Source organism: Streptomyces filipinensis (genome assembly GCF_014649495.1).
GTDB classification, from domain to species: Bacteria; Actinomycetota; Actinomycetes; order Streptomycetales; family Streptomycetaceae; genus Streptomyces; species Streptomyces filipinensis.
This window is the reverse complement of sequence record NZ_BMTD01000012.1, coordinates 202859-220131: the sequence shown is the minus strand read 5'-3', so window position 1 is coordinate 220131 and position 17273 is coordinate 202859. Positions and strand designations below refer to the sequence as shown.

At 71.7% G+C, this 17273-nt stretch carries 15 protein-coding genes; 14 read left to right on the top strand and 1 reads right to left on the bottom strand.

Features of this window, described 5'->3' with window-relative positions; genetic code table 11:
• Positions 1–90: 90 nt before the first annotated feature.
• A complete protein-coding gene (gene galE / locus IE244_RS26105; protein ID WP_191876009.1) occupies positions 91–1062 on the bottom strand; it encodes a UDP-glucose 4-epimerase GalE in 972 nt (323 codons plus the stop codon).
• Positions 1063–1457: 395 nt separating this feature from the next.
• Here galE and IE244_RS26100 point away from each other — a divergent pair, with 395 nt between their 5' ends.
• The 14 genes from IE244_RS26100 (at position 1458) to hpnH (ending at position 17271) form a co-directional block, all read left to right on the top strand.
• Positions 1458–3245, top strand: a complete 1788-nt coding sequence (locus IE244_RS26100; protein ID WP_191876008.1) for a DUF5941 domain-containing protein — start codon at positions 1458–1460, stop codon at positions 3243–3245.
• On the top strand, positions 3242–3994 hold the full coding sequence (locus IE244_RS26095; protein ID WP_191876007.1) for a phosphocholine cytidylyltransferase family protein: 753 nt from the start codon (positions 3242–3244) through the stop codon (positions 3992–3994). The genes IE244_RS26100 and IE244_RS26095 overlap by 4 nt, the downstream gene beginning before the upstream one ends.
• Positions 3982–5043 carry an iron-containing alcohol dehydrogenase family protein gene (locus tag IE244_RS26090; protein ID WP_191876006.1) on the top strand — a complete coding sequence of 354 codons (1062 nt, stop codon included), beginning with the start codon at positions 3982–3984 and terminating at the stop codon, positions 5041–5043. The genes IE244_RS26095 and IE244_RS26090 overlap by 13 nt, the downstream gene beginning before the upstream one ends.
• Positions 5021–5800, top strand: coding sequence for a CDP-alcohol phosphatidyltransferase family protein (locus tag IE244_RS26085; RefSeq protein ID WP_191876005.1), 780 nt, complete (start codon positions 5021–5023; stop codon positions 5798–5800). Before IE244_RS26090 ends, IE244_RS26085 begins: the two co-directional genes overlap by 23 nt.
• Positions 5801–5832: 32 nt before the next feature.
• Positions 5833–6678, top strand: coding sequence for a glycosyltransferase family 2 protein (locus tag IE244_RS26080; protein ID WP_191876087.1), 846 nt, complete (start codon positions 5833–5835; stop codon positions 6676–6678).
• Positions 6679–6738: 60 nt separating this feature from the next.
• Positions 6739–7668, top strand: a complete 930-nt coding sequence (locus IE244_RS26075) for an ABC transporter permease (RefSeq protein WP_191876004.1) — start codon at positions 6739–6741, stop codon at positions 7666–7668.
• Positions 7661–8449 (top strand): ABC transporter ATP-binding protein, encoded by a 789-nt coding sequence (locus tag IE244_RS26070; protein ID WP_191876003.1) that lies wholly within the window; start codon positions 7661–7663, stop codon positions 8447–8449. Before IE244_RS26075 ends, IE244_RS26070 begins: the two co-directional genes overlap by 8 nt.
• A gap of 359 nt (positions 8450–8808) precedes the next feature.
• Positions 8809–9705, top strand: coding sequence for a squalene synthase HpnC (gene hpnC / locus IE244_RS26065; RefSeq protein ID WP_191876002.1), 897 nt, complete (start codon positions 8809–8811; stop codon positions 9703–9705).
• Positions 9702–10664, top strand: a complete 963-nt coding sequence (hpnD, locus tag IE244_RS26060; RefSeq protein ID WP_031167836.1) for a presqualene diphosphate synthase HpnD — start codon at positions 9702–9704, stop codon at positions 10662–10664. Before hpnC ends, hpnD begins: the two co-directional genes overlap by 4 nt.
• A gap of 226 nt (positions 10665–10890) precedes the next feature.
• On the top strand, positions 10891–12324 hold the full coding sequence (gene hpnE, locus IE244_RS26055) for a hydroxysqualene dehydroxylase HpnE (RefSeq protein ID WP_191876001.1): 1434 nt from the start codon (positions 10891–10893) through the stop codon (positions 12322–12324).
• Positions 12324–13457 (top strand): polyprenyl synthetase family protein, encoded by a 1134-nt coding sequence (locus tag IE244_RS26050; RefSeq protein WP_191876000.1) that lies wholly within the window; start codon positions 12324–12326, stop codon positions 13455–13457. Before hpnE ends, IE244_RS26050 begins: the two co-directional genes overlap by 1 nt.
• Positions 13458–13575: 118 nt before the next feature.
• Positions 13576–15600 carry a squalene--hopene cyclase gene (shc, locus tag IE244_RS26045; RefSeq protein ID WP_191875999.1) on the top strand — a complete coding sequence of 675 codons (2025 nt, stop codon included), beginning with the start codon at positions 13576–13578 and terminating at the stop codon, positions 15598–15600.
• Between the two features lies 1 nt (position 15601).
• Positions 15602–16243, top strand: a complete 642-nt coding sequence (locus IE244_RS26040; protein ID WP_191875998.1) for a phosphorylase family protein — start codon at positions 15602–15604, stop codon at positions 16241–16243.
• Between the two features lie 5 nt (positions 16244–16248).
• Complete coding sequence (gene hpnH, locus IE244_RS26035) at positions 16249–17271, top strand: adenosyl-hopene transferase HpnH (protein ID WP_191875997.1); 1023 nt, start codon at positions 16249–16251, stop codon at positions 17269–17271.
• Positions 17272–17273: the final 2 nt, after the last annotated feature.

The following is a 17273-nucleotide window of genomic DNA, read 5'->3' as shown; positions in this document are numbered from 1 at the left end:
TGGGGCAACGCGGTACTGAACACCGTTGTCATGTGCCCTGACCTGCGGAAACGTTCCGCAGGTCAGGGCGGGTGGGGACCTCGGCCCGACTCAGCCGCCGTGGTGCAGCCGCCAGCCCTGCCAGGCCGACTCGACCATCTCGCGCACCCCGCGCGCGGCCCGCCAGCCCAGCTGCTCGGCGGCCCGCTCGGCCGAGGCGACCGCACGCGGCGCGTCCCCGGGCCGGCGCCCCTCCACCACCGGCTCCCGGCGGTCCCCGGTGACCTCACCGAGGAGAGTGATCAGCTCGCGTACGGAGACGCCCTCGCCCCGCCCGATGTTCAGCGTCAGATCGCCGGCCAGGCCGCCGTCGGCGAGCCGCCGCGCCGCCGCGAGGTGGGCCTCGGCGAGGTCGGCCACGTGGATGTAGTCCCGGACGCAGGTGCCGTCCGGGGTCGGGTAGTCGGCGCCGAAGATCCGCGGGGCCTCGTCACGGGTGAGCCGGTCGAAGACCATCGGCACGATGTTGAACACGCCCGTGTCCGCCAGCTCGGGTGCGGCGGCGCCCGCCACGTTGAAATAGCGCAGGCAGACCGTGGAGATTCCGTGTGCCTTTCCGGCCGCCCGTACCAGCCACTCCCCGGCCAGCTTGGTCTCGCCGTAGGGGTTGACCGGCGCGCACGGGGTGTCCTCCGTGATCAGGTCCACGTCCGGGTTGCCGTACACGGCCGCCGACGAGGAGAACAGCAGCCGGCCGATCCCCGCCTCGGCGACCGCGTCCAGCAGCGTGGCGAGGCCGCCCACGTTCTCCCGGTAGTAGCGAGTGGGCTGGGCCACCGACTCGGCGACCTGCTTGCGCGCCGCCAGGTGGACGACGCCCGTGACGCCGTACTCCGCGAAGACGTCCTTCAGCAGCCGGCCGTCCAGCGTCGAGCCCCGCACGAGCGGGACGTCCGCCGGGAGCCGCTCGGGCACCGCCGCCGACATGTCGTCCAGCGCCACGACGCTCTCCCCGGCGCCGGCCATGGCCCGTGCCACGTGCGCCCCGATGTATCCGGCTCCGCCGGTGATCAGCCAGGTCATGGTCGTCCACCCTAAGGGCGCCGTGCCGGCGCCGGTCGTCGCGCCGCTGGTGCGGGGCGTCGGGGTGGAGCCCTGGGCACGAGGCCGTGCGCCGGCCCGCGTCGTCCGCGGCTGTGCCCCGGCGGGGGCAGCCGCGTAGGGTGACAGCTCGCGCCTCTTCGGAGGCTTCCGCCCGGGCCTGCGCCCACGGTTTGTCGGCCGGGCCCGCGATCCCCGATGATGATCGCGGCAAAGGCCGGGGCAGCCCCCGTGGGCCGGGCCGTGAACGGCCGGTGAACAAGGGCTCCCGTCCATCCGATAGCCTCTGCCGACATGCCGCCCGGGTGCCGCAGGCAGGGCGCCCCACCACGTGAGAGACCGGCGCCCGCGCGCCGGCACCCAGGGAGTGAGTTCGGTTGCCGACCGCCATCGTCACCGGTCAGCCGGTCCCCGGATCGTCCCTCGAAAACGATCTGCGGTCGCTCGGCTTCGACGTCCGGGTGGCAGTGGACGCCGCCGAGGCCGAGACCCTGCTCGCCGCCGCTCCCGCCGGCGAGCGTGTGGCCCTGGCCGACGCCCGCTTCGTCGGCCACCCGCACGCCCTGCGCCTGGGCCTGACCGACCCCCGCTTCCCGCTCTCCGCGATCCCCGGTGCCGTCACCGCCCAGCCGGAGGCCCGGCAGGCGCTGACCCGGGCCGTGGCCCGCGAGACCTCCGCCGGCGGCGGTACCGCGCTGGCCGTGGACAGCCTCGCCGACCGGATCGTCACCGCCCTCGACACGGACGGCTGTGAGGTGCACCGGCCCGAGCTGGGCAGCCTGGTCGCCGCCGTCCCCGCCGACCCGCAGGCCCGCAACGAGGCACGGCAGGCCGTCGCCGCCGTCGACGACGAGGCCGTACGCCTGAGGTCGGCCGTGAAGTCCCGCGACGGTTTCTTCACCACCTTCTTCATCAGCCCTTACTCGCGCTACGTCGCCCGTTGGTGCGCCCGCCGGGGCCTGACCCCGAACCAGGTCACCACCGCCTCGCTGCTCACCGCCCTGATCGCGGCCGGCTGCGCGGCCACCGGCACCCGCGGCGGCTTCGTCGCGGCGGGCGTGCTGCTGATCGCCTCCTTCGTGCTGGACTGCACCGACGGCCAGCTCGCCCGCTACGCCCTGAAGTACTCCACGCTCGGCGCCTGGCTGGACGCCACCTTCGACCGGGCCAAGGAGTACGCCTACTACGCCGGCCTCGCCCTCGGCGCGGCCCGCGGCGGCGACGACGTGTGGGCCCTCGCCCTCGGCGCGATGGTCCTGCAGACCTGCCGGCACGTGGTCGACTTCTCCTTCAACGAGGCCAACCACGACGCCACCGCCAACACCAGCCCCACCGCCGCCCTCTCCGACAAGCTGGACAGCGTCGGCTGGACGGTCTGGGTGCGGCGGATGATCGTCCTGCCCATCGGTGAACGCTGGGCGCTGATAGCGGTCCTCACCGCGGCCACCACGCCCCGGATCACCTTCTGCGTGCTGCTCGTCGGCTGCGCCTTCGCCGCGACGTACACGACGGCGGGCCGGGTGCTGCGCTCGCTGACGCGCAAGGCGCGGCGCACGGACCGGGCGGCCCGGGCGCTGGCGGACCTCGCGGACAACGGACCGCTCGCCTCCCTCGTGGCGCGGGCCACCCGCGCCCGCCTCGGTGCCCCGCTGCTGGTCGCGGCCGCCGGGACGGCCGTCCTCGCCGCGGCCGTCCTCTCCGGGGTGACCTGGGCGCCCGTCGCGGGCGCCGTCGTCTACACCGTCGCCGCCGGACAGGCCCTGTACCGCCCCCTCAAGGGCGCCCTCGACTGGCTCGTCCCGCCGCTGTTCCGGTTCGCCGAATACGGCACCGTCCTGGTGCTCGCGGCCGAGGCGGACGTGAACGGAGCCCTTCCCGCGGCTTTCGGGCTGGTGGCCGCCGTCGCCTACCATCACTACGACACGGTGTACCGCATCCGCGGCAACGCCGGAGCGCCCCCGGCCTGGCTGGTGCGCGCCATCGGGGGGCACGAGGGGCGGACGCTGCTCGTCTGCGTCCTGGCCGCGGTGCTCACCGCTGCTCAGTTCACGGTCGCGCTCACGGTCCTCGCCGTGGCCGTCGCCCTCGTGGTGCTCGTCGAGAGCATCCGCTTCTGGGTCTCCGCAGGAGCCCCAGCCGTACACGACGAAGGAGAACCCGCATGATCGGCCTCGTGCTGGCGGCCGGCGCCGGACGGCGTCTGCGCCCCTACACCGACACCCTGCCCAAGGCGCTGGTGCCGGTGGGGCCCGCGGGCATAGAGGGCGAACCGACCGTGCTGGACCTCACCCTCGCCAACTTCGCCGAGGTCGGCCTGACCGAGGTCGCGATCATCGTCGGCTACCGCAAGGAGGCCGTCTACGAGCGCAAGGCCGCCCTGGAGCAGAAGTACGGCCTCAAGCTCACGCTGATCGACAACGACAAGGCCGAGGAGTGGAACAACGCCTACTCCCTGTGGTGCGGCCGTGACGCCCTCAAGGACGGTGTGATCCTCGCCAACGGCGACACGGTCCACCCGGTCTCCGTCGAGAAGACGCTGCTGGCCGCGCGCGGTGAGGGCCGTCGCATCATCCTGGCCCTGGACACCGTGAAGGACCTCGCCGACGAGGAGATGAAGGTCGTCGTCGACCCCGAGCAGGGCATGACGAAGATCACCAAGCTGATGGACCCGGCCGAGGCGACCGGCGAGTACATCGGGGTCACCCTGATCGAGGGCGACGCCGCCCCCGAGCTGGCCGACGCGCTGAAGACCGTCTGGGAGACCGACCCGCAGCAGTTCTACGAGCACGGCTACCAGGAGCTGGTCCACCGCGGCTTCCGGATCGACGTGGCGCCGATCGGCGACGTCAAGTGGGTCGAGATCGACAACCACGACGACCTCGCCAAGGGACGGGAGATCGCGTGCCACTACTGACCAGGCTGATTCCCTCGCCGGTCGTCGTGGACATCCGTCCGGGTGCCCTGGACGACCTGGCCTGCGTCCTCGCCGACGAGCGGATCGCGCAGTCCGGCCGGCTCGCCGTCGCCGTCAGCGGCGGCTCCGGCTCCAGGCTGCGCGAGCGCATCGCCCCCTCGCTGCCCGGCGCCAGCTGGTACGAGGTCGGCGGCGGCACCCTGGACGACGCGATCCGGCTGGCCGGCGAGATGAAGTCCGGCCACTACGACGCGGTGGTCGGGCTCGGCGGCGGCAAGATCATCGACTGCGCCAAGTTCGCCGCGGCGCGCATCGGTCTGCCCCTGGTCGCCGTGCCGACGAACCTCGCGCACGACGGCCTGTGCTCGCCGGTCGCCACCCTCGACAACGACGCCGGGCGCGGTTCCTACGGCGTGCCGAACCCGATCGCGGTCGTCATCGACCTGGACGTGATCCGCGAGGCCCCGGCCCGCTTCGTCCGGGCCGGCATCGGCGACGCGATCTCCAACATCAACGCGGTCGCGGACTGGGAGCTGTCCCACCGCGTCAACGGCGAGAAGATCGACGGTCTCGCCGCGGCCATGGCCCGCCAGGCCGGCGAGGCGGTGCTCAGGCATCCCGGCGGCATCGGCGACAACGGCTTCCTCCAGGTGCTCGCCGAGGCGCTGGTGCTCAGCGGCATCTCGATGTCGATCTCCGGCGACTCCCGCCCTTCCTCCGGCTCCTGCCACGAGATCAACCACGCCTTCGACCTGCTGTTCCCCAAACGGGCGGCCGCTCACGGCGAACAGTGCGGGCTCGGCGCGGCCTTCGCGACGTATCTGCGCGGGGCGCACGAGGAAGCGGCCCACACCGCCCAAGTGCTGCGCCGGCACGGGCTTCCGGTGCTGCCGGAGGAGATCGGCTTCACCGTGGACGAGTTCGTCCGCGTCGTGGAGTTCGCCCCGGAGACCCGCCCCGGCCGCTACACGATCCTCGAACACCTCGACCTCAAGCCGAACCAGATCAAGGACATCTACGCCGACTATGTCAAGGCCATCGGTAGCTGAACTCCGTCCGGTCGTCCACCCCGCGGGGGTGAAGGACCGGCGCAGCGGTGAGCACTGGATGGGACGCCTCTACATGCGCGAGGTGTCCCTGCGGGTCGACCGCTACCTGGTCAACACCAGGGTCACGCCCAACCAGCTCACGTACCTGATGACCGTCTTCGGCGTGCTCGCGGCCCCGGCACTCCTGGTGCCGGGGATCCCGGGCGCCGTCCTCGGCGTGGTGTGCGTCCAGATGTACCTGCTGCTGGACTGCGTCGACGGCGAGATCGCGCGCTGGAAGAAGCAGTACTCGCTGAACGGCGTCTACCTGGACCGGGTCGGCGCCTATCTCACCGACGCCGCCGTGCTCGTGGGCTTCGGGCTGCGCGCCGCCGACCTGTGGGGCGGCGGCCGTATCGACTGGCTGTGGGCCTTCCTCGGCACGCTGGCCGCGCTCGGCGCCATCCTCATCAAGGCGGAGACCGACCTGGTCGGCGTCGCCCGGCACCAGGCCGGCAAGCCGCCGGTCAAGGAGGCCGCCGCCGAGATGCGCTCCTCCGGCATGGCGCTGGCCCGCCGGGCAGCCGCCGCACTGAAGTTCCACCGGCTGATCCTCGGCATCGAGGCGTCCCTGCTGATCCTGGTCCTGGCCGTCGCCGACCAGGTCCGCGGCGACCTGTTCTTCTCCCGGCTGGGTGTCGCGGTGCTGGCCGGCATCGCGCTGCTGCAGACCCTGCTGCACCTGGTCTCCATCCTCGCTTCGAGCAGGCTGAAGTGAGCGCCGTGAAGGTCGGCGCCGTCATCATCACCATGGGCAACCGGCCCGAGGAGCTGCGCGCCCTGCTCGACTCGGTCGCCAAGCAGGACGGCGACCGGGTGGAGGTGGTCGTCGTCGGCAACGGCTCGCCCGTCCCGGACGTCCCCGACGGCGTACGCACCGTGGAGCTGCCCGAGAACCTGGGCATCCCCGGCGGCCGCAACGTCGGCATAGAGGCCTTCGGTCCCGGCGGCCGTGATGTCGACATATTGCTCTTCCTCGACGACGACGGCCTGCTCGCCCGCCACGACACCGCCGAGCTGTGCCGTGCGGCGTTCGAGGCCGATCCGAAGCTCGGCATCATCAGCTTCCGCATCGCCGACCCGGAGACCGGAGAGACCCAGCGCCGGCACGTGCCCCGGCTGCGCGCCTCCGACCCGATGCGCTCCTCCAGGGTCACCACCTTCCTCGGCGGCGCCAACGCCGTCCGCACCCGGGTGTTCGCCGAGGTCGGCGGCCTGCCGGACGACTTCTTCTACGCCCACGAGGAGACCGACCTGGCCTGGCGGGCCCTCGACGCCGGCTGGATGATCGACTACCGGTCGGACATGGTGCTGTACCACCCGACGACCGCGCCCTCGCGACACGCCGTCTACCACCGCATGGTCGCCCGCAACCGCGTGTGGCTGGCCCGCCGCAACCTCCCCGCGGCCCTGGTCCCCGTCTACCTCGGTGTCTGGCTGCTGCTCACGCTGCTGCGCCGCCCCTCGGGGCCGGCCCTGAAGGCGTGGTTCGGCGGATTCCGGGAAGGCTGGACCACACCGTGCGGACCGCGCCGTCCGATGCGCTGGCGCACGGTGTGGCGGCTGACCCGACTGGGCCGGCCCCCCGTGATCTGAGAAGCTTCTCTTACCTGAAGAGAGCAAGCTTCTTACCGAGAGAGTTCCGGATTTCCACTCGTGAGTCACACAACGCATGACGGCGGTGTCGCGGTGAGCGCGATACCGTCGCCCGACGAGGGGCTGACGGCGGCGCAGCTCGCCGCCAAGTACGGGCTCGCCGTGAGCGGCGCCCGGCCCTCGCTGGCCGAGTACGTCCGCCAGCTGTGGGGGCGGCGCCACTTCATCCTCGCCTTCTCCCAGGCGAAGCTGACGGCCCAGTACAGCCAGGCCAAGCTCGGCCAGCTGTGGCAGGTGGCGACACCGCTGCTCAACGCGGGCGTGTACTACTTCATCTTCGGCGTGATCCTGCACGCGAGCCGCGGTCTGTCCCAGGACGTGTACATCCCGTTCCTGGTCACGGGGGTGTTCGTCTTCACCTTCACGCAGAGCTCGGTCATGTCGGGCGTCCGGGCGATCTCCGGCAACCTGGGCCTGGTGCGCGCCCTGCACTTCCCGCGTGCCTCGCTGCCCATCTCGTTCTCGCTGCAGCAGCTCCAGCAGCTGCTGTTCTCGATGATCGTGATGTTCGTCGTGGCGATCGGCTTCGGCAGCTACCCGGGGCCGGGCTGGCTGCTGATCGTGCCGGTCCTGCTGCTGCAGTTCCTGTTCAACACCGGGCTCGCGCTGATCGTGGCCCGCATGGGCGCCAAGACGCCGGACCTCGCCCAGCTGATGCCGTTCATCCTGCGCACGTGGATGTACACCTCCGGCGTCATGTTCTCCATCAACAAGATGATGGAGGGCCGCTCCGAGATCGCGGTCCGGCTGCTGCAGGTCAACCCGGCCGCGGTCTACATGGACCTCATGCGCTACGCGCTGATCGACGGCTACGGTGCCTCGAACCTGCCGCCGCACGTGTGGGCCATCGCCCTGTTCTGGGCCGTGGCCGCCTTCGCCGGCGGCTTCGTGTACTTCTGGAAGGCGGAGGAGAGGTACGGCCGTGGCTGAGCAGAACGACCGGGCCGGCGAGGAACGCCGCCCGACGGTCATCGCCGACGATCTGCACATCGTCTACCGGGTCAACGGCGCCAAGACCGGCAAGGGCAGCGCGACGGCGGCGCTGAGCCGGATCCTCAAGCGCGGCGAGGAGCGGGGCGTACGGAAGGTGCACGCCGTGCGCGGGGTGTCCTTCGTCGCCTACCGCGGCGAGGCCATCGGCCTGATCGGCTCCAACGGCTCCGGCAAGTCCACCCTGCTGCGGGCCATCGCCGGCCTGCTGCCCGCCGAGAAGGGCAAGGTCTACACCGACGGCCAGCCCTCGCTGCTCGGTGTCAACGCGGCCCTGATGAACGACCTCACCGGTGAGCGGAACGTCATCCTGGGCGGTCTCGCCATGGGCATGTCCCGGGAGCAGATCAAGGAGCGCTACGAGGACATCGTCGAGTTCTCCGGGATCAACGAGAAGGGTGACTTCATCACCCTGCCGATGCGCACGTACTCCTCGGGTATGGCGGCCCGGCTGCGGTTCTCCATCGCCGCCGCCAAGGACCACGACGTCCTCATGATCGACGAGGCGCTCGCCACCGGTGACCGCAAGTTCCAGAAGCGCTCCGAGGAACGCATCCGGGAACTGCGCAAGGAAGCCGGAACGGTGTTTCTGGTCAGTCACAACAACAAGTCCATCCGCGACACCTGCAACCGCGTCCTGTGGCTGGAACGCGGTGAGCTGCGTATGGACGGACCGACCGAAGAGGTTTTGAAGGAGTACGAGAAGTTCACGGGCAAGTAGCCTGTTTCGGCCAGGCCCCGCCGGCAACCGTCCGGCGGGGTCCTGCGTCTGCAAAGGAACCGTCAACTCCGGCCAACGCCAGGAATCTTGGAACCAATCGGTGTGTTGTTGTGATGCGCAGGACACCCCGGCGGACCGTGCCGCGTTGTACAACGTAAGCTGTACCAGTGCCGGAAAGCGGCAAGTGGGGCGATAATGCGCGACACCCTGAGTGAGGGCGACCCCGCGAATTGCCGGGCGGCGTGTCCGAAATAGTGTGTATTGGGTCGGCAGTGTAGAACGGGAGATGTGACGGCAATGGCTACGGAAACTCCCCAGCTCAACGCAGCATGTGCCGTCCCCGCCGCGGGCAGCGCCCGGTGACGGCCACCGCGACGGCGCCGCGCCTGGAACGCGCCACCCTGGACAAAGCCACGAGTGAGAACTTTCCGGTGGCCCCCTTCTTCCTGCCCCGGGCGTGGCGCGAGGACCTCATGGCCGTCTACGGCTTCGCCCGTCTGGTCGACGACATCGGCGACGGCGACCTCGCCCCGGGCGGCGCCGACGCCCGGGCGCTCGGCGTGTCGCCCGCCGGGGCCGAGGACCGCCTGGCCCTCCTCGACGCGTTCGAGACCGATCTGCGCCGCGTCTTCGACGGCACCCCGCGCCATCCGCTGCTGCGCCGTCTGCAGCCCGCCGTCCGCCGCCACCGCCTGACCCCCGAGCCCTTCCTCGGCCTGATCGCCGCCAACCGCCAGGACCAGCTCGTCACCCGGTACGAGACCTACGACGACCTCCTCGCCTACTGCACCCTGTCCGCCAACCCCGTGGGCCGCCTCGTCCTCGCCGTCACCGGCACCGAGACCCCCGAGCGGATCCGGCTGTCCGACGCGATCTGCACCGCGCTGCAGATCGTGGAGCACCTCCAGGACGTCGCCGAGGACCTCGGCCGCGACCGGATCTATCTGCCGGCCGAGGACATGAAGCGCTTTCACGTCCAGGAAACGGATCTTGGCGCAAAAACCGCGAGCGCATCGGTGCGCGCCCTGGTTGCATACGAAGCACAACGCGCCCGCGATCTGCTGAATGAAGGCGCCCCCCTGGTGGGTAGCGTCCACGGCAGATTGAAGCTGCTGCTCGCAGGGTTCGTGGCGGGGGGAAGGGCGGCGGTCAGCGCGATCGCCGCCGCCGAATACGACGTACTTCCCGGCCCGCCCAAGCCCGGCAAGGTCCAGTTGCTGCGTGAGGCGGGCGTGATCCTGCGAGGAGAGGGGTGATCCGGACCGTGGATTCTCCGTCACACGTGTCCGCACCGGTACTCGCCGCCTACAGCTACTGCGAGACCGTCACCGGGCAGCAGGCCCGCAACTTCGCGTACGGCATCCGCTTGCTGCCCACGTCCAAGCGCCGCGCCATGTCGGCGCTGTACGCGTTCTCCCGGCGCGTGGACGACATCGGCGACGGCGACCTGGCCGACGAGGTGAAGCTGAAGCGGCTGGAGGACACCAGGGCGCTGCTCGCGCGGGTGCGGGAGGACGAGGTGGAGGAGGACGACACCGATCCCGTCGCCGTGGCCCTCGCCCACGCGGCACGCGCTTTCCCGATCCCGCTCGGCGGCCTCGACGAGCTGATCGACGGCGTCCAGATGGACGTGCGCGGCGAGACCTACGAGACCTGGGACGACCTGAAGGTCTACTGCCGGTGTGTCGCCGGTGCCATCGGCCGCCTCTCGCTCGGCGTGTTCGGCACCGAACGGGGAGCGCGCGGCGCCGAGCGCGCACCCGAGTACGCCGACACCCTCGGGCTCGCCCTGCAGCTCACCAACATCCTCCGGGACGTCCGCGAGGACGCGGCCGGCGGCCGCACCTACCTGCCCGCCGACGACCTCGCCAAGTTCGGCTGCTCGGCCGGCTTCGACGGGCCGACGCCACCGGAGGGCTCCGACTTCGCGGGCCTCGTGCACTTCGAAGTACGGCGGGCCCGTGCCCTCTTCGCCGAGGGCTACCGGCTGCTGCCCATGCTCGACCGGCGCAGCGGCGCCTGTGTGGCCGCCATGGCCGGCATCTACCGCCGGCTGCTGGACCGCATCGAGCGCGACCCCGAGGCCGTGCTGCGCGGCCGGGTCTCGCTGCCCGGACGCGAGAAGGCCTACGTCGCCGTGCGCGGCCTGTCCGGCCTCGACACCCGGCACGTGACCCGCCATGTCTCCGCACGGTCCGTCAGGAGGCGCGCCTGATGGACCTTTCCGAGCCAGGGGACGCGGCACAGGCAACCCTGCACAGCGGCGTGGCGTCCCTCACTGCGACGGACGAGCATGCACCGTTGACCCTGTACGCCGAGCAGGTCCGCAGGGCCCCCGAAGAGGCGCGGGGGACCGCGCGACCAGCCACGACGACGCCGCAGACGAAGGACGGCCCGTCACGGCCCTGCCCGCGGAGCGCTCGCGCACGGAAGGACGCACGATGAGCGACGGCTCGCGCCCCGCACAGGCGCACGGCACCGCGGCGGACGAGGACGCGGCAGGCCGCAGCGCGGTCGTGGTCGGAGGCGGGCTCGCCGGGATCACCGCGGCGCTCGCGCTCGCCGACGCGGGCGTCCGTGTCACCCTGCTCGAAGGCAGGCCCAGGCTGGGCGGCCTCGCCTTCTCCTTCCGGCGCGGCGACCTGACCGTCGACAACGGCCAGCACGTGTACCTGCGCTGCTGCACCGCCTACCGCTGGTTCCTCGACCGGATCGAGGGCGCGGCGCTGGCACCGCTGCAGGACCGCCTGGACGTGCCCGTCGTCGACGTCGCCAAGCCCGAGGGCAGGCGGCTCGGCCGGCTGCGGCGCGACCCGCTGCCCGTCCCCCTCCATCTGGGGCGCAGCCTGGCCGTCTATCCGCACCTCTCGCTCGCCGAGCGCGCCGCGGTCGGGCGGGCCGCGCTCGCGCTGAAGGGGCTCGACCTCGCCGATCCGGCCCTGGACACCCAGGACTTCGGCAGCTGGCTGGCCGCACACGGCCAGTCGGCGCGCGCCATCGAGGCCCTGTGGGACCTGGTCGGCGTGGCCACCCTCAACGCGGTCGCGGGCGACGCCTCGCTGGGGCTCGCCGCGATGGTGTTCAAGACCGGTCTGCTGTCCGACCCGGGCGCGGCCGACATCGGCTGGGCCCGCGTCCCGCTGGGCGAACTGCACGACCGGCTGGCCCGCAAGGCGCTCGACTCCGCGGGCGTGCGCACCGAGGTCCGTACACGCGTCACCTCCGTCTCCTACAACGGAAACGGCACCTGGAGCGTTCAGGTTCCCGGCGAACGCCTGGAAACCGACGCCGTCGTCCTCGCCGTACCCCAGCGCGAGGCCCACGGCCTGCTGCCGCCCGGCGCCCTCGACGCCCCCGCACAGCTGCTGGACATCGGTACCGCGCCGATCCTCAACGTCCATGTCGTCTACGACCGCACGGTGCTCGCGCGCCCCTTCTTCGCCGCCCTCGGCACCCCCGTGCAGTGGGTCTTCGACCGCACCGACGCCTCCGGCCTCGCCGAGGGCCAGTACCTCGCGCTCTCGCAGTCGGCCGCGCACGACGAGATCGACCTGCCGGTCACGGAACTGCGCGAGCGCTACCTGCCCGAGCTGGAGCGGCTGATCCCGGGTACCCGTGGCGCCGAGGTGTCGGACTTCTTCGTGACCCGGGAGCGCACGGCCACGTTCGCCCCCGCCCCCGGCGTCGGGCGCCTTCGGCCCGGCGCCCGCACCAAGGCACCCGGCCTGTACCTGGCCGGAGCGTGGACCGCCACCGGGTGGCCCGCGACCATGGAGAGTGCGGTCCGCAGTGGAGTGAGCGCGGCCGACGCCGCCCTCAGCGCCCTGGGCCGGCCCCGCCCCCGCCATCTCTTCGAGTTCGAGGAGGCGGCCTGATGCCCGGCCGGCACGCGGCGGGCCCCCGCACCCCCGGTACCGCAACAAGAGGAGAGACTGTGCCCACTGTGCCCCCGGCCTCGACGCCCGTCCCACGGGCCGCGGTGGACGTGACCGCGCTGCTGGAGCGCGGCCGGACCCTGGCCACTCCGGTCCTGCGTGCGGCCGTCGACCGGCTGGCGTCTCCCATGGACACCGTCGCCGCCTACCACTTCGGCTGGATCGACGCCGCCGGCAACCCGGCCGACGGTGACGGCGGCAAGGCCGTGCGTCCCGCCCTCGCCGTGCTCTCCGCCGAGGTCACCGGTGCCGCGCCCGAGGTGGGCGTCCCGGGCGCCGTGGCCGTCGAACTCGTCCACAACTTCTCGCTGCTGCACGACGACCTGATGGACGGCGACGAGCAGCGCCGGCACCGCGACACCGTCTGGAAGGTGCACGGCCCCGCCCAGGCCATCCTGGTCGGCGACGCCCTGTTCGCCCTGGCCAACGAGGTGCTGCTGGAACTCGGCACCGTCGAGGCCGGCCGGGCCACCCGCCGGCTGACCACCGCCACCCGCGCCCTGATCGACGGCCAGGCGCAGGACATCTCCTACGAGCACCGCGACCGGGTCAGCGTCGAGGAGTGCCTGGAGATGGAGGGCAACAAGACCGGCGCGCTGCTCGCCGCCTCCAGCTCCATCGGCGCGGTCCTCGGCGGCGCGGACGACGCCACCGCCGACGCGCTGGAGAAGTACGGCTACCACCTCGGCCTCGCCTTCCAGGCCGTCGACGACCTGCTCGGCATCTGGGGCGACCCGGAGGCCACCGGCAAGCAGACCTGGAGCGACCTGCGCCAGCGCAAGAAGTCCCTGCCGGTCGTCGCCGCGCTCGCGGCCGGCGGCCCCGCCTCCGAGCGGCTCGGCGAGATCCTCGCGGCGGACGCCAAGAGCAGCGACTTCGAGAACTTCTCCGAGGAGGAGTTCGCGGCCCGTGCCGCCCTCATCGAGGAGGCCGGCGGCCGCGCCTGGACGGCCGAGGAAGCGCGCCGTCAGCACACCGTCGCCGTCGAAGCCCTCGACGCCGTCGACATGCCCGCCCGGGTGCGCGACTCCTTCACGGCGCTCGCCGACTTCGTCGTCGTACGGAAGAGATGATCCCTATCGGTCGAACACATCTCGCGTAGTCGCCGGCCGGTGCCGCAGGATGGTGCGGACACCGGCCGACGGCGGACCCACAGCAGCACGACTCGCACGACTGCACGAAGGGGAAGCCATGACAGCGACGACCGACGGAAGCACCGGGGCGACTGTGCCGTCCCGCGCTGCCGCGGCCAGCGACACCACCCTCACCACCCCCGAGGCGGCCGGGGTACAAGAAGCCGCCGCAGGCGCCGCGAGGCGCGCCACCGACTTCCTGCTCGCCCGGCAGGACGCCCAGGGCTGGTGGAAGGGCGACCTGGAGACCAACGTCACCATGGACGCCGAGGACCTGCTGCTCCGTCAGTTCCTGGGGATCCTCGACGAGAGCACCGCACAGGCCGCGGCCACGTTCATCCGCGGCGAGCAGCGCGAGGACGGCACCTGGGCCACCTTCTACGGCGGGCCCGGCGACCTGTCGGCCACCATCGAGGCGTACGTCGCCCTGCGCCTGGCCGGCGACGCCCCCGACGACGCGCACATGGCGCGGGCATCCGCCTGGATCCGCGAGCGCGGCGGCATCGCCGCCGCCCGTGTCTTCACCCGGATCTGGCTCGCCCTGTTCGGCTGGTGGAAGTGGGAGGACCTGCCCGAACTCCCGCCGGAGCTCATCTGGTTCCCCGCCTGGATGCCGCTCAACATCTACGACTTCGGGTGCTGGGCCCGGCAGACCATCGTGCCGCTGACCATCGTCTCGGCCAAGCGCCCGGTGCGCCCCGCGCCCTTCCCGCTGGACGAGCTGCACACCGACCCGGCGAACCCGAACCCGGTGCGGCCGCTCGCTCCGCTGGCCAGCTGGGACGGCGCCTTCCAGCGCCTGGACAAGGCGCTGCACCGGTTCCGCAAGGTCGCTCCGAAGAGACTCCGCAGGGCCGCGATGAACTCCGCCGCCCGCTGGATCATCGAGCGCCAGGAGAACGACGGCTGCTGGGGCGGCATCCAGCCCCCGGCCGTGTACTCGCTCATCGCCCTGTATCTGCTCGGCTACGACCTCCAGCATCCGGTGATGCGCGAGGGCCTCGCCTCGCTGGACCGTTTCGCCGTGTGGCGCGAGGACGGCGCCCGGATGATCGAGGCCTGCCAGTCCCCGGTGTGGGACACCTGCCTCGCCACCATCGCGCTCGTCGACGCGGGGCTCCCGGCCGACCATCCGCAACTGGTCAAGGCGGCCGACTGGATGCTCGGCGAGGAGATCGTCCGGCCCGGTGACTGGGCCGTGCGCCGGCCGGGGCTCCCGCCCGGCGGCTGGGCGTTCGAGTTCCACAACGACAACTACCCGGACATCGACGACACCGCGGAGGTCGCCCTCGCGCTGCGCCGCGTCCGGCACCACGACCCCGAGCGCACGGACCACGCCATCGGGCGCGCGGTGCGCTGGAACCTCGGGATGCAGTCGAAGAACGGCGGATGGGGCGCCTTCGACGTCGACAACACCAGCCCGTTCCCCAACCGGCTGCCGTTCTGCGACTTCGGTGAGGTCATCGACCCGCCGTCCGCGGACGTCACCGCCCACGTCGTGGAGATGCTCGCCGCCGAGGGACTGGCCCACGACCCGCGGACCCGCCGGGGCATCGACTGGCTGCTCGCCGAACAGGAGCCGGACGGCTCGTGGTTCGGCCGCTGGGGCGTCAACTACATCTACGGCACCGGCTCGGTGGTCCCCGCGCTGACCGCGGCCGGGCTGCCCGGTGCGCACCCGGCGATCCGGCGGGCCGTGGCCTGGCTGGAGTCGGTCCAGAACGACGACGGCGGCTGGGGCGAGGACCTGCGCTCCTACAAGTACGTCAAGGAATGGAGCGGCCGGGGCGCCTCCACCGCCTCGCAGACCGCGTGGGCGCTGATGGCGCTGCTCGCGGCGGGGGAGAAGGACTCCAAGGCCGTCGAGCGCGGCATCCGGTGGCTGGCCGACACCCAGCGGGCGGACGGCACCTGGGACGAGCCGTACTTCACCGGCACCGGCTTCCCCTGGGACTTCTCCATCAACTATCACCTGTACCGCCAGGTCTTCCCGCTGACCGCGCTCGGCCGGTACCTGCACGGCGACCCCTTCGAGCGCGGCCTCCTCGCCGGGAAACCGCGGGCCGAGGCCAGGGTGAGCTGAGGTGAGCACCCAGCCCGCCCCGGCCCCGCTGCTGATCGCCTGCGCCCTCGGCATCGAGCACCTCGCCCTGCGCACCGGCGACCACGGCGGTGCGGGCGGGCCGGTCACCTTCCTCCGCACGGGCATGGGCCCCCGCGCGGCGGAACGCTCCGTCACCCGGTGCCTGGCCGAGGACACCCACACCGAGGCCGCCGTGCTGGCCACCGGTTTCTGCGCCGGGCTCGCCCCCGGCATGCACCCCGGCGACCTGGTCGTGGCCGAGGAGACCCGGGACCCGCGCGGCACCGTCGCCTGCGTGGGCACCGAACTGCTCGTCAAGGAACTCGCGCGCCTGCTGCCCGGGCGCACCGTCCACACCGGCCCCCTCACCGGCTCCGACCACGTCGTACGCGGCCCCGAGCGGTCCCAGCTGCTCGCCACCGGTGCGATCGCGGTCGACATGGAGTCGGCGGCCACGCTGCTGACCGCCGTCCGTACCGGCGAGCGCCCGGTTGCGGCCGTACGGGTGGTCGTGGACGCCCCCGAACACGAACTCGTCCGGATCGGCACGGTGCGCGGTGGAATATCGGCTTTCCGCGTTCTTCGATCCGTTCTTCCTGCTTTCTTCGAATGGCACCGTTCTTTGCTGCTCCCCCGGAGGTGAGCCAGATGGCCATGCCGTTGCGCCAGTCCATCAAGGTCGCTACATACCTGGCTGAACAGAAGCTGCGCAGGCGGGACAAGTTTCCGCTCATCGTCGAGCTGGAACCGCTTTTCGCCTGCAATCTCAAGTGCGAGGGCTGCGGCAAGATCCAGCACCCGGCCGGGGTGCTGAAGCAGCGCATGCCGGTCGCCCAGGCCGTGGGCGCGGTGCTGGAGTCCGGTGCGCCGATGGTCTCCATCGCCGGCGGCGAGCCGTTGATGCACCCTCAGATCGACGAGATCGTCCGTCAGTTGGTGGCCAAGCGGAAATACGTCTTCCTCTGCACCAACGCGATGCTCCTGCGCAAGAAGATCGACGAATTCCGGCCCTCCCCCTATTTCGCCTTCGCCGTACACATCGACGGGCTGCGCGAGCGGCACGACGAGTCCGTCGCGAAGGAGGGCGTGTTCGACGAGGCGGTGGAGGCGATCAAGGAGGCCCAGCGACGCGGCTTCCGGGTGACCACCAACTCGACCTTCTTCAACACCGACACCCCGCAGACCATCATCGAGGTGCTCAACTTCCTCAACGACGACCTGAAGGTCGACGAGATGATGATCTCGCCCGCCTACGCCTACGAGAAGGCCCCCGACCAGGAGCACTTCCTCGGTGTGGAGCAGACCCGCGAGCTGTTCAGGAAGGCCTTCGCGGGCGGCAACCGCAGGAAGTGGCGGCTCAACCACTCCCCGCTCTTCCTCGACTTCCTTGAGGGCAAGGTCGACTTCCCGTGCACCGCGTGGGCGATCCCGAACTACTCGCTCTTCGGCTGGCAGCGGCCCTGCTACCTGATGAGCGATGGGTACGTGCCGACGTACCGCGAACTCATCGAGAAGACCGACTGGGACAAGTACGGCCGCGGCAAGGACCCGCGCTGCGACAACTGCATGGCGCACTGCGGCTACGAGCCCACCGCCGTCCTCGCCACCATGGGCTCCCTGAAGGAGTCGCTGCGGGCCATGCGCGAGACCGTCTCCGGGAACCGGGAGTGACG

What these genes read in the sequence shown, in the direction of transcription:
- IE244_RS26095 (WP_191876007.1), top strand. Translation starts at nt 3,242, where the DNA reads ATGATCGGCCTCGTGCTGGCGGCCGGCGCCGGACGGCGTCTGCGCCCC.
- hpnE (WP_191876001.1), top strand. Translation starts at nt 10,891, where the DNA reads ATGAGCGACGGCTCGCGCCCCGCACAGGCGCACGGCACCGCGGCGGAC.
- IE244_RS26080 (WP_191876087.1), top strand. Translation starts at nt 5,833, where the DNA reads ATGGGCAACCGGCCCGAGGAGCTGCGCGCCCTGCTCGACTCGGTCGCC.
- IE244_RS26085 (WP_191876005.1), top strand. Translation starts at nt 5,021, where the DNA reads ATGTCAAGGCCATCGGTAGCTGAACTCCGTCCGGTCGTCCACCCCGCG.
- hpnH (WP_191875997.1), top strand. Translation starts at nt 16,249, where the DNA reads ATGGCCATGCCGTTGCGCCAGTCCATCAAGGTCGCTACATACCTGGCT.
- galE (WP_191876009.1), bottom strand. Translation starts at nt 1,062, where the DNA reads ATGACCTGGCTGATCACCGGCGGAGCCGGATACATCGGGGCGCACGTG.
- shc (WP_191875999.1), top strand. Translation starts at nt 13,576, where the DNA reads ATGACAGCGACGACCGACGGAAGCACCGGGGCGACTGTGCCGTCCCGC.
- IE244_RS26050 (WP_191876000.1), top strand. Translation starts at nt 12,324, where the DNA reads ATGCCCGGCCGGCACGCGGCGGGCCCCCGCACCCCCGGTACCGCAACA.